Origin of the sequence: Dyadobacter endophyticus, assembly GCF_014641595.1 — a bacterium.
GTDB classification, from domain to species: Bacteria; Bacteroidota; Bacteroidia; order Cytophagales; family Spirosomataceae; genus Dyadobacter; species Dyadobacter endophyticus.
Map to the genome: position 1 here is coordinate 159,555 of NZ_BMIA01000001.1, position 12,603 is coordinate 172,157.

A 12,603-nucleotide genomic window follows, 5' to 3' on the forward strand; every position below is an offset into this window, starting at 1 on the left:
TGCGGATCATGCCCGGAAATGAGGATAAGTATGCCTGCGCCCGACACTCTGCTCGTGCAAAGTTGTGGGGGAGGAACGTCGACGTATGTTCGGGAAAAGTAGATATTGTACATTTTTCGAACTAAATCAAAACTTGTGCTGCCAGATCGGAAACTGCTCCCATTGTCTGGCTACAACTACTGGGGTTTCATGACGGCCGGCTACGATTGGGTCGTGAAAATAGCTAAGCCAATTTGTTTACCCGCCGAGTTGGCTACCTTTGTTTTATTTTTGAAAATATGTTCAGGAATAAGGGCAAAAGCAGAAGACCGGTCCACAACCTTAGGCTTGCATCTTTGTTATCCTTGGTGGCAGGAATTGTAAATGTGACGGGCTTCTTCGCGGTTGCCGTGTTGACTACAGACGTTACCGGCCACTTCGCTTATTTTGCTGATAATGTAATCAAGCGGGATTTTTCCGGTGCACGGGCCTTTTTGGTCTACATTCTTTGCTACCTGGTAGGGGCTTTCCTCTCTAATACCATTTTGGAAACCGGGTTTCGCCTCGCGCGGCGCTACGCCCAGGCTATTCCGGTATTAGTTGAAATTTTATTGTTGTCCGCAGTCGTTTTTCCCGGAGTCGACACAATTCACAAAGCTGCCACGGCAACGGCCTGTATCTTGCTTTTTGCCGTGGGACTACAGAATGCGACGGTAACGCGTATTTCAGACGGCGTGGTCAATGACCTGTTATGTAATGCGATGTGCATCTGAAAACTCATCCGAATCTTCCAGTTTAATAGTCTGTATCAGTGTTAAAAGTCTGGTTAAGTGTTCGATTGACATCCCCGCATCTCCAGCTGGAAGGATTTGGCATCAATGATGATCGAGACCTTATTAGACGTTACACCAAGGCTGGGCAAAACAATTATTTACTCTACGACTACGAAGCACGTAAACTCTATGAGTTCGTCCACGAAGCAAACCACCAACCAGATGAGCCCTATATGTTTGCCAATGCGGTAACAGTCTATCGGCTGAGATATCCCAGAAATGGAGACAGGTGAGTAGGGCTAGGTTCTCTGTCGAGAATTTTTAGGATGTTTAAAAGGTTCCACTGTGGATACCGTGTGGTGGGATTTTCTCACATCTGAAACCAACAGAAGTTTGAACAGCCGGAAATACATTTGAGCCGGCCGGCGGCCGGTCAGTCCTCCCAAACCGAAAGTTATAGCCAGCGTGTGAAGCCTTGCCCTAAAGAAGAAGTGGAGGTTTGAATTTTTATCTATTTCTAGTTTCTTGGCAAACGTTGCTGGTGCTGAAACGCCCTTCGAAGCGGTAAAAGGGGCGTCTGCGATTATTCATCTCGCGGCGGTGTTTCGCACGACAGACTGGGGAATCCGCAGCCACTGATCACCCCCGGCGTATCAAAAGACCAAAAAGCGGCTTCCAATAGACGCCGGTGGATTCCATAGCCACCGTGTCAATACGGCATTCCTGTAACCAATCGGCAATTTCATCCAAACCACAACTCATCGTCCCAAACGTTCGGACTGGCGTTTGCGCCCTGTCCCCTGGTACAGCGACTGCATGAATGGTGTCACCAATGTCAATACCGGCCGCATTCGGATTTACGATCGTCATCGAAGCTGCTTTTACTGCTGACTTTTGATACCCTTTTACCTGTTTCATCGCAAACATAGATTTTGGTATAATCAAAAGGCAAAGTGCGAAGCCCTCCGGTTTGATCAAGTATATTCTCCTATACGGGGTCGAACCCCAATTTGAAACCTAAGAAACCAGAAGAACCAAACTTCCCCAAGAATTCGGGATTCAATGCTCACAATAGTCTTAGCTGCAAAGCACTCCGCCTTGCCCAAATTTACGAGGTCTCGTAATGTTATTTCTCACTAAACATAATGCCGTTATTTATAGACTTCCCACATTCCCATCGTAAAACTCATTTAAAAGTATCACACCATTCATGATTAGTTAATGAATGGTGTGATTACCTTCCTCGCTACTTGGTATGGCGCTGTAATCGTGCATCTAGTAGTGGGGTACGAGCCGCCAGTCCCTTGACTTGGACTCATACCGGTTTATCTTGCCGTACAACCTCACAGTCTGAACGCCGGCGAGCGCCTGTTACCCTTTAAGTTGTATATTACCGCGATTTCAGCCGAAGATGGCCTTAACTAGCTCCGTGTCCATGTACTCACGGACTTCGGTAATTTTTCCGTCTTGCAAACGAAGCACGATGCCGTAAAGGTTGTTGTAATCGAGCCCGTCCTTGGTTTTGGATTCGCCCACCGCCTCCACGAAAACCTGATCACCCTCCGCAATCGCGTTAGTAACCGTAATTTTGATGGGGCCTTCCAGACGATTGAGCAATACCGGCACGTAGTTGTCCAAAATATCCTTCTTGCCGCGATATGTTCCTGTGAACAGGTGGTTGCCGAAGTAGGTAAGCGTAATGTTATCGGCCATGCTATCGAAGTAGCCCGCGACATTCCCTGCCTTCAAAGAGGCATAGGCTTGCAACACGATTTGCTTGTTTAATTCAGTTGAATTACTCGAAATGTCATTGTTTGATTGTGTCATGATTTTCTGATTTTTAAATTAATAATTGTTCAACAAAACTACTCCCTCGCAGTACCATCGAGCGATGACAAATGATAAAAAAGAACGTTGATAAATATCAACGGATGTGTATATTCGTTCATGGTTGGCGGCGCGGGACTTGGCTTACGGGCCAAGCTTGGTTAGTGCTAGATGTACACTTAGGGAGGGTGGCCACGTGCAGTACTACCACGAAGGATAGTGCAGCTCAAACCCTAAATTTTCGCATCATGCATGATTCACTGATTTCATATATTAATAGGTACTCCGGAGTCCCCTTGGACGCGCAGGAAGAGGATCTTATCCGAAGGATGTTTTTTTTCAAGAGACTTAAAAAGCGGCAGTATTTCCTTCAGCAGGGCGAAGTCTGCGGGCATTTTTGTTTTATTGTCAGCGGAGCAATGAGGCAGTACAGCATTGATGAGAAGGGAGCCGAGCATGTCATACAACTGGGCATCGAGAATTGGTGGATGGGCGACAGGGAAAGCATCGTCACGCTGACGCCATCAAAATACAATATAGATGCGTGGGAAAATTGCCAGCTGCTTACAATTAGCCACGCAGATACCATCTCTCTGCTAGACCAAATACCCTCAGTAAGGAAGATGCTTCAAATAATGGAAGAGAAGAACTCGATCGCCAACCAGAAGCGCTTGAATTCTACGATCAGCCTTGCCGCGGATTCCCGTTATGCAGAATTTGTAAAGGAGTATCCCAATTTCATGCAGCGATTTCCACAACACATCATTGCCTCCTATCTTGGAATTACCAAGGAGACACTGAGCAGGGTTCGTAGGGGCACCGTTCTTTGATCTTTGTCCGACGAGTGTCTCAATAAAGCAAGAAAATACAATCTTTGTCCATTAAAGTTCTGGTACAAAACGTAAGTACTCAGCTATGACAACTTTCAGGCGCATCGAATTGAAAAAGCTGGCCGAAGATCGGTGATTTTCGTAGCAGAATTCCGCCCTCGTGAATAGCTCCAATAGAGGCTTGTTCAAGCTCTATCAGGCCAAACCAGGCTGCAAATTTTTCAATAAATCGCCATTGATAAACACGTTCTGGCGCCAGGGTAAATCCTGGATGTTCCGATGGAATTGGTTGTTGTAAATTGGGAAAGGCCTGCATGACTTTGGAAGCGTAAAAGCTAGCCTTACGGTGTTGCGCACCATACCGGTGTAGCAAATACAGTGAGTATGCCCAGCCGAAGTATCCGGCCTGCGTATCTGCAAGGTCAAGGTAACCCCAGTTGAAACGAGTAGTGAAAATGTCAAGCAGCTCCCAGAACCGGACTTCCCGCCGTTTGGACAAGGACTTTTGACCGGCCTGAGTGAGTGACAAGGCATTGCCCCGCTTTTTCACATCGGACCCGACCAGAAGGCAAGGGCTCAAGGTTTCGAGAGAAAAGTATAATGTTATACTGACGCTCAAAGAAGCAGGTAAAATTGACGGCGGGATCACAGAATACCGTGGGAGCCTGAAAATACAACACGGAACTAAAAAGCGCAGGTTTAAGGTCCACGGTCGTTATTACCCGTGATAATTTTGTTCAGCGCGATAAGGATTTCCCTTGATCGAACCAACTTTCATCCCGCTGTGTCTTTGCTGTCCACCCGTTATTCAAGTCGAAAGTGGGTCAAAGTTATAAGGGTCGTTGAATGCTGCCTGCATTTTGGACCTTTAACCAACGGAACGTTAACGCAACTAATAGTGTCTTCGCCAAAGTATTGCCAAAAAGCCTGATTGGTCCGGCTTTTTGGTATGTTTTTGCGCACTGGGATGATCTTGGCCACTACATGTATGAGGGCAGACTTCCAATCGATAACAATTGGTGGAAAATGTGGTCAGGCCTATCGCAGTCGGAAGTAAAAATTTTTTGTTCGCCGGTAGCCACTAACGCTGGAGAATTCAGTGTGGTTCTAGAAATATCTACTAATTAAGTAGGGTAATCTTCAATTTGACTTCATCTTCTATTAGTTCTGATCTGGGGGAGCTAACCACATGCGATTCGAGTGGTGCACTTAGAATAATTATAAACTAGAGGTAGTTGAAAGGACTTTTTTGGGTGGGGATTTGACCAATACTGGCCGAGTCATTTCGAAATGCTTATCACCGAGATGCTGACCTGCCGTCTGGACTGCTTTTTATCAAGTCCTCAGAAAGGTTGCGTCTTGTTGCGGCAGACGTGGATAGGCACGTCCGCGATCTGGAAAGCAAGTGATCATGCGCCGGCCTGGATCGAGCTGTTGGATGAATAAAGTTTTGGTTTCACCTTAAAAACGATGCATTATGCCTTGGTATCATGGGGATTACCCACCATCTTATAAAAATCAGCCAAAGAAAATCCGCGAGAAAGCGGTCGAAATCGCCAATGCTTTACTGGCCGACAGCGTTGAGGAAGGCGTCGCGATTGCTACCGGCTTAAAAAATACAAGGGAGTTTTTCAAACGCGAGAAAGACGAGCAATAAGCACGGCAACTGGTGCCCTAATGCATTTTAAGTACGTCGCCAATTTGGCTTGTAAATTCTGTGATCGATGCCGTTTTTTGTATGATCTTATCTCAGCAACTAAAATTATGTCATCGACGGAAGACATTTGGTCATAGAAGTAAATGCCAGTCTTTCTCTTTGCTGATAGTAAAGCTGTAATGCAGTAAAGCTGCTTTCCGTTTTAAGAAACTTTTTTGTGTCTCCCGCTGGAAAGCAGCCTGCCGTTTGTTATACTCAATGTGCAATCAACACCTTCTTGTGATCTGTGGTGCTGCCATTTTTGATCTGCATAATGTAAATGCCTGCCGGCGCATTGCCTAACCTGATCTTTTTATCGTGCGGGCCTTTGCCTTTTACTTTGGTGTCATACCACACCCTGCCGAGGACGTCCGTTACTGTGACCCTGGCGTCGCCTTCCAGTATATTGAACCTGGCATTGAACTCTCCCGGTGAGGGGTTCGGGAATACGTTCAGCTTAGATTTTGGTTCGACGGATTCGAATGTTAGCTCGGGAGCTCCCGCCCTCGCGCCGGAATGCAGGCTATTGATACAAATCCTATCCTGCCTGATGCTCGCCCCCGGAGCGCCTTCGATCCGCAGTATATTGTTTCCAGCTCTGAGCGGGATCATGAAGATCTCTTCGCGGAAAACGATATTCCAGCTATGGGTGGCAGGAATGGCGAGAGCATAATAGATGTAGCCATCATTACCGGCGAGCGAAATTTTTGGGCTGGAACTTGCCGCATATTGCAGCGATAGCCTGTACATGCCGTCAGCCGGCACACCGTTGATCGCATAATTCACATAATGATTGTAATTGTTTTCATCGCCTCGGGTAGCGCCGCCAGAAGCATTGGGGTCACTGGTGATTGGGCCGGAGCCGTCCTGAGTTTCCGCATCCACACACATACCGAATTCCTCGTTCGCAGGGGGTGGGCAGCTAGTGATCCTTAATGTGTATTCAACGGTTTTGGTTTCACATCCGGGTTTTGATCCCGTCACAGTGTATACGTAGTCGCCGATTTCACCGGGTGTAGTCAGGTTGACGACCTGGCCTGTCGTATTGTTCAGGCCAGGGCCATTCCAGGAGTAGGTTACGTTGTCGCAATCATATTCGAGGCATCGGGCAAACATCACGATCGGTTTGGAGCAGGTTACGTTGTAGGAAACGACCTCCGGGTAAAAGTAAAAGCGGCATGGCGCCACGCCCCAATCAACACGGATCGCCACGGAATCTGCTTTTGAGATGCATCCGGGTTTGGAGGCGGTCACATAATAAGTATAGTATCCGGTGGTCGCTGGCGAGGTGAGGCTAACGGTTTCTCCGGTAGCATTGATATCATTTCCCGTCCAGGTGTAGGTCACACCTGCACAATTCCCGGTGCAGTTGGCGGTGAAAGACATGGGCTTGCTCCGGTCGTATATTGGGGCATTGGATGCGGGGGCTATGTCGAATGCACATGCCGGCTGGCCGCTTCCCGGACCGGTCACGCAGATTTTATCCTGGCGAATACTGTTGCCCGGTAGCCCCTGTATCCTGATCACGTTATTGCCTTGGTTGAGCATTACTGAGAAGGTTTCTTCCCGCCAAACGATGTTCCAGGAGTGGGTAGGCGGAAAATTCGCCGACGAAATAGCGATGTTCCCATTTACGGAGATACTGGCTTGCGCGGCCCCACCGGCATAATAACGCACTGTTACCTGATGCGTGCCGGTTGTTTGCACCCCATCGACTGCGTAGTCGACATAGTGGTCATAATTGTTTTCTTCGCCTCTGGTGCTTCCGTTGGACGCATTCGGATCGCTGGTGACCGGACCATTTCCGCTTCCGTTTTCGGATTCAATGCATGCTGTGAACTGATCTTGAACCAATGCAGCGCTTTCGTAAAACGGTGCAACAACGTTTTCTGCCCATGCGGACATCGGGATCACAAAGGAAATGAAGACGTAAATGAAGTGTTTCATGATCATTGTGTTTTGTAAATGGATAGGTTGAGAAGTGAATTTTAATAGTACAAGTTAACCTTGCAATGATTCAACTAAATCCATGGACACTGATTGCTTGCAAAAGCGTGGCAGGTAGCATCAATGAAAAACGGCAGCCCGCCAGCGAGCACATTATCATATGTGGCAGTTAAAAGAGAAAGAAGGGAGTGCGGGTGTGGGCCAATGGAAAATATAGGGTTGCCGATCATCCGATTCTCGGCAGATTTATTACCAGGCGAAATTTGCTGATGAAAAAGAGATAGGGGAGGGCTGAAAATGGAGTGTTTAGTGCAAGAGAAGTTAGCATGGTCGCTGGAATAGGTAAGGTTATTTCATAATTTGCGATTCGGAAGCCTTCGGAATTAGGCTAAATTTTTTGACAAGCAAAGCGGGTTACCGAATGTTTTGACTTGAATTGAGCCAGAGTGATTCATCTACAAGGATTCGAAAAAGAAGAAATTTTTGAACAGAAAAAGTACATTTTGAGGTGCTTACCGTCATCCCGCTGGGATTCAAATCTGTGACCCAAATATAGAGAGTAGCCGTGAGATCCGATGAGTGTTATGTAATGGCTATGTGCATCTGAAAATTCAGTCTAACCTTCCAGTTTAATAGTCTGTATCAGTGTTAAAAGTCGGGTTAAGTGTTCGATTGACATTCCCGCATCTCCCCTAAATCCGAGTAACGGGATAGCCTATTCTTAACCTTTGCGATGCTCTCGCTTACTTTCGATTTTCTTCCAAGATAGCAGCGCGAGGTTGTCCAGATGCTTTATACCCTAACATCTTGTTGGACTCCTGCAGAGGTACGTCATTATTAAACATTCTTTATCCAACGGTGGTTAGCTTCATAAGCGTCCAGCCGGCTGATTGTACCATTGATATTCCGGATTCTTCTTACATCAGCAATTTCTTTTGAGTTGGCATTATAGCGATAGTTGGTTTTCATATTTTGGGTAACGCCAGGCAAGCATGTGACGCTGAGGCTGCATCAACTGGGAGTGGATTGCTATTCGTGAAAGCCCTTTCCGCTGGGCAAGAGCAACCAGTTGATCGGAACGAAATTAACTTACGCAGCATTCAGATTTAAAATAAGCTAGATCATCTTGGTTACAAAATACCTTTTTGCTACTTCCTTTGGGCTTAACATTGATCATAAAGCAGACGCATTAGCTCTGTGTCTATTTTTATGGCAGAAGGTTGGAAAAATACGAGAGACAGGGAGGCGGTGTTCATTGGACGGGCGGCGTTGTAAGTATTGTGATACTTGATTACTACCACATAATCGTCAATTTTTGTCTTTTGTCTGATCCTGTTTAGATTTGTTTTTAAAGCGCTTCTGGCGTGTAGTTTGAGCACGGGAGTAGGTCGAATGAGGAAAATGGTAATTCAAAATAAGGTACAATTCGAACGACCGGATACAGCAGTTCAACTGTGCTCTTTTTTAAGCGTTGTTGTAAAGTAGGGCGTCAGATGAACATACATCGCGTTGCGGAATTGTCCGGCAGTGCCGCTTTTCAGGACGTCGAAAAGATCGGCGTGAGAAACCGGATTGGGTAAATCCATATGAACGCCCTTATCTAAATACTCCTTGAATACATGATCGAAGACTGGGAACAATAGCGTCTGAAATCGTCTGAATGTATCATTGCCGGTCATTTCATACAGTTTACCATGAAATTCGATCTCGTCTTCCCGCGAGAGTGATTTCAAGCCTTTCTGCTTATTGACGATCGCTTCGAGCTCTTCGAGGTCTTTATCGGTTTTACGGGCGAACAGGAACTCGGCGATTCCCATTTCAAGAATCAATCGTAGCTCAAAAAGGTCTTTCTGGTTGTCGTGGCTTAGGATCGACGGGCTCATTACCTTCTCAATACCCGCGAAAAGGTCGGGTTGCGCCATAATCATCCCGCGCCGCGTGCGGCTTTCGATCAGGCCCAGCATCCTTAGCCGACTCAACGCTTCGCGGACTACATTGCGACTCACATTCAGTTTTTGTGCAATCTCGGTTTCGTTGGGCAACGAATCTCCCGGTTTGAAACCATTGTCCATCAGATATTCCCTTAGAATGTTTTCTACCCTGTCGGTCATCGACAGGCTCTCCATGGGGCCTAGTGCGCTCGCTTTCATTGATCTCAGTTTCCTTTTGCGGGCAAAGGTAAGGCAAAGATGGCTACATCGACAAGTTTTATAATATTTTCATACAAACACTTTTATATTAAAATCCTATAATTACATTTGTAGGACAAATAAACAAACAATCATTCTTTTGTATTTCTGACAATTCCCGATATAAACCTTTATGATTTGAAATTTTATGCGTTACATTAAAAGCAAAACGATCAAAACACTGATGATTCTAGCGGGCCTGTGGTTTGCGGTTTCGGCGGTGTATGCGCAAGATCTGGTAGTTTCCGGACAGGTGAAGTCCGGCCAGGACAGTCAGCCGTTGCCCTTTGTGACTGTCGTGGTAAAAGGTAGTCAGCAGGGAGTGAATACGGACGCCGAAGGGAAATATAAGATCAGCGTAGCCAGTGAAAGCATTTTGATCTTTAGCTTCGTAGGCTATCGTACGCATGAAGAGCGGGTTGGAAGCAGGAACGAGGTGAATGTGGTCCTGGAACCCGACCAGAATAACCTGAATGAAGTGGTGGTGGTGGGTTATGGAAAGCAGGAACGCGAAAACATCACTTCCTCCATCTCCAAGCTCGACAGCAAGGTTCTTGAGAATATTCCTTTCGCTAATGCCGCTTCGGCTCTGCAAGGCTCCATTGCTGGTTTGCGGGTGCAGAGCACGTCGGGATTGCCCGGTAATGCGCCACGTATTATCCTGCGGGGAGGGACGTCGATCAACAACCCGGACGGCTCGGCGCCGCTTTTCATCATCGACGGCGTGATCCGCTCCAATATGAATGACATCAGCTCGGAAGAGATTGAGTCCATGCAGGTGTTGAAGGATGCGGCTGCTACGGCCATTTACGGGGCCAGGGCTTCTAACGGTGTGGTAATCATCACAACGCGGTCGGGAAAGGCGGGCAAGGTGCGGGTTTCGTATCAGTACGATGCCACCATGTCGAGCCTTGCCAAGGGATACGATCTGCTTTCCGCGCGCGACTGGCTCTATTTTCAGCGGCTGGGGACCGTGGCTTCGTCGGTCAAGAACCCCGCCAACCTCAACAAGCTGACGTTGCCCAACAGCTCCGGCACCGGGAACGATCTGACGAATAATACCGCTTATACGACTCAGTATCTGACGCCTGCCAACGAGTATAAACTCAAAGAGGGATGGGAAAGCATGCCCGATCCGGTCGATCTGAGCAAAACGCTGCTTTTTAAAGGTACCGACTATCAGGACCTTCTTTTCAGGACGGCTTTGTCTCAAAACCATCATGTTTCGGTCAGCGGCGGCACGGAAAAGGCGACTTATAGCGCCGGGCTCGGTTATATGGATGCCGAGGGCATCGCCATCACCACCAAATACCGGAGGCTGAACTTTGACCTGAATGGTGACCTGACCGTGAGCAACAAGCTCCGTTTTTACAGCAGGTTGATGTTTTCCAGTTCGGGTAATAATCAAGGCATTTCCGACAATGCGCTTTTCGAGCGGTCCATCGGCCTGGCTCCGACGGCCAAATATGCCTACGAGGATGGCACGCTGGCGCCCGGAACGGGCCAGAGTATCGGTAATCCGGTGTATCATCTCAATAAAATCAAGGCTAAGAACAACCGGGATAACCTGACGCTGGCAATCGGCTCGCATTGGGATATTTTGCCGGGTCTCTCTTTCGATCCTCAGCTCTCGCTGTTCAAATCCACGCTCGAAGCGCGGTCTTTCCAGGAAGCATTTTATAACGGGCCGGGCTTGTACGTGGATACGCGCAGCGCGACCGGATCTTTTGATAAAACCGAACAATACCAGGCCGATGGTGTGCTGACTTATGCCAAAGCGTTGGCTGGGAAGCACAATCTGGAAGTGAAGGCAGGTATTTCCTACTTTAATCGGATCAACACTGGGTTGAGTGCGACGGGTAGAAAGGCCGCGTCCGACCTGGTACCAACCCTGAATGCATCGGCTGAGCCGGTAGCGGTTGGCGGATCGGAGAGCAGTCAGGCATTGATCGGCTATTTCTCGCGGATCAATTACGATTTTGACCAGAAATACCTGGTATCGCTCAGCGCGCGCTACGACGGGGCCTCCAATCTGGGGCGTAACAACCAATGGGGTGTGTTCCCGGGCGTGTCGGTCGGCTGGAACCTGCATCGGGAGGAGTTCTGGAAGATATTACCCGAAAATCTGCTGCGCGTGAAATTGCGGGCAAGCTATGGCGTGAATGGTAACATCAGCGGCCTGGGCGACTTTACCGCGCAGGGAAATTACAGCGTCGGCAACCAGTACTCGACCAATGCGGCGGTACTGAATACAACCATTTCCAATTCGGATCTGAAATGGGAACGTTCCAAAACCTTTGACCTCGGGGCCGATGTAGGTTTTTTTGGGAACAGGATCAGTTTGCTCTTTGACTATTACCGCAGGGTCACTGATAACCTGTTAACCTCGCTAAGCCTTCCTATGTCGACCGGCTTTTCGAGCGTGCTCACTAATCTGGGAAGCCTGGAAAACAAAGGCGTGGAGCTTGAATTGAGCGCCCGCGTGCTTCCGGCCAGCAGCGCCGTCAATTGGAATGTCTCTTTCAATGCAGCGCAGACCAAGCATAAAATCCTCAGCCTGCCTTACAATGGCATTGAAAACAACCGTATCGGCGGTGTCTACGTTTGGAACCCGGCTACGAACGGCTATGCCTGGATGGGCGGCCTGCAAGAGGGCGGCCGGATCGGCGATATGTATACTTACAAGCAGTTGAGCATTTACGCCACCGACGAGGAAGCCGCCGCAGGCCCCGTGGATAACCTGGTAACGGGTGCCAACAAGACGAAATATGGCGGGGATGTGAATTGGCAGGATGCGGATCAAAACAAGGTGATCGACGAGAAGGACAGGGTGTATGTAGGAAATCCCTACCCGGTCTGGACGGGCGGTTTTACCAATTCATTGGAATACAAAGGGATCAGTCTGCTGCTGCGGATGGATTACACGACCGGTCACACGATTCAGAATTATCCCAGGGCGCAGATGATCGGCCAGTTTCAAGGGGAAATAGGGCTGCTTTCGGACGTGAAAAGATCCTGGCAGAAACCCGGCGACATTACCGATATTCCCCGGTTCTACTGGGCTGATCAGCAGGTACAGAATAACCTGTACCGCGGAGGTATCGGCGGCGGGAACTCGATGTATTACGAAAAGGGAGATTACCTGGCCGTGCGAGAGCTTACCCTGGCGTACAGCATTCCCAAATCGATCTTGAACAGGGCGAAAATCAACGGTTTGCGGCTTAACGTGACGGCAAACAACCTGCATTACTTCACCGGTTACAAGGGATTGAACCCCGAGGAGGGGGGAGTCGACAGGGGAAGGTACCCAATACCCCGCTCGATTATCCTGGGCTTGAATATTTCATTGTAAAACCATCATG

The 12,603-nt window shown here is 48.2% G+C and carries 10 protein-coding genes; 4 read left to right on the forward strand and 6 right to left on the reverse strand.

What is annotated here, in order from left to right:
* Positions 1-278: 278 nt before the first annotated feature.
* Entirely contained in the window at positions 279-752 is a 474-nt protein-coding gene (locus tag IEY24_RS00735) for a YoaK family protein (RefSeq protein WP_188927697.1), read from the forward strand.
* 639 nt (positions 753-1,391) lie between these two features.
* On the opposite strand, the gene IEY24_RS00740 is transcribed toward IEY24_RS00735, so the two are convergent.
* Together IEY24_RS00740 and IEY24_RS00745 are read right to left on the reverse strand one after the other, a co-directional pair.
* Positions 1,392-1,670 carry a hypothetical protein gene (locus IEY24_RS00740; RefSeq protein WP_188927699.1) on the reverse strand — a complete coding sequence of 93 codons (279 nt, stop codon included), beginning with the start codon at positions 1,668-1,670 and terminating at the stop codon, positions 1,392-1,394.
* Between the two features lie 483 nt (positions 1,671-2,153).
* The gene (locus IEY24_RS00745; protein WP_188927702.1) at positions 2,154-2,579 is read right to left on the reverse strand and encodes a nuclear transport factor 2 family protein; all 426 of its coding nucleotides are present in this window, start codon (positions 2,577-2,579) and stop codon (positions 2,154-2,156) included.
* A gap of 248 nt (positions 2,580-2,827) precedes the next feature.
* On the opposite strand from IEY24_RS00745, the gene IEY24_RS00750 reads away from it, so the two are divergent.
* Positions 2,828-3,409 (forward strand): Crp/Fnr family transcriptional regulator, encoded by a 582-nt coding sequence (locus tag IEY24_RS00750; RefSeq protein ID WP_188927703.1) that lies wholly within the window; start codon positions 2,828-2,830, stop codon positions 3,407-3,409.
* A 79-nt stretch (positions 3,410-3,488) separates the two neighbouring features.
* Here the strand turns inward: IEY24_RS00750 and IEY24_RS00755 are convergent, their stop codons facing one another.
* A complete protein-coding gene (locus tag IEY24_RS00755; RefSeq protein WP_188927704.1) occupies positions 3,489-4,028 on the reverse strand; it encodes a hypothetical protein in 540 nt (179 codons plus the stop codon).
* 858 nt (positions 4,029-4,886) lie between these two features.
* Between IEY24_RS00755 and IEY24_RS00770 the strand changes: the two genes are divergently transcribed.
* Complete coding sequence (locus IEY24_RS00770) at positions 4,887-5,066, forward strand: DUF2188 domain-containing protein (RefSeq protein WP_188927705.1); 180 nt, start codon at positions 4,887-4,889, stop codon at positions 5,064-5,066.
* 255 nt (positions 5,067-5,321) lie between these two features.
* On the opposite strand, the gene IEY24_RS00775 is transcribed toward IEY24_RS00770, so the two are convergent.
* The 3 genes from IEY24_RS00775 to IEY24_RS00780 all read right to left on the reverse strand — a co-directional run bounded on the left by IEY24_RS00775 (position 5,322) and on the right by IEY24_RS00780 (position 9,202).
* Positions 5,322-7,052, reverse strand: a complete 1,731-nt coding sequence (locus IEY24_RS00775) for a T9SS type A sorting domain-containing protein (RefSeq protein ID WP_188927706.1) — start codon at positions 7,050-7,052, stop codon at positions 5,322-5,324.
* A gap of 837 nt (positions 7,053-7,889) precedes the next feature.
* Complete coding sequence (locus IEY24_RS32910; protein ID WP_262892312.1) at positions 7,890-8,021, reverse strand: hypothetical protein; 132 nt, start codon at positions 8,019-8,021, stop codon at positions 7,890-7,892.
* 479 nt (positions 8,022-8,500) lie between these two features.
* A complete protein-coding gene (locus IEY24_RS00780; protein WP_188927708.1) occupies positions 8,501-9,202 on the reverse strand; it encodes a FadR/GntR family transcriptional regulator in 702 nt (233 codons plus the stop codon).
* A gap of 187 nt (positions 9,203-9,389) precedes the next feature.
* Here IEY24_RS00780 and IEY24_RS00785 point away from each other — a divergent pair, with 187 nt between their 5' ends.
* Positions 9,390-12,593, forward strand: coding sequence for a SusC/RagA family TonB-linked outer membrane protein (locus IEY24_RS00785; RefSeq protein WP_188927710.1), 3,204 nt, complete (start codon positions 9,390-9,392; stop codon positions 12,591-12,593).
* The last annotated feature ends 10 nt before the right edge of the window (positions 12,594-12,603 follow it).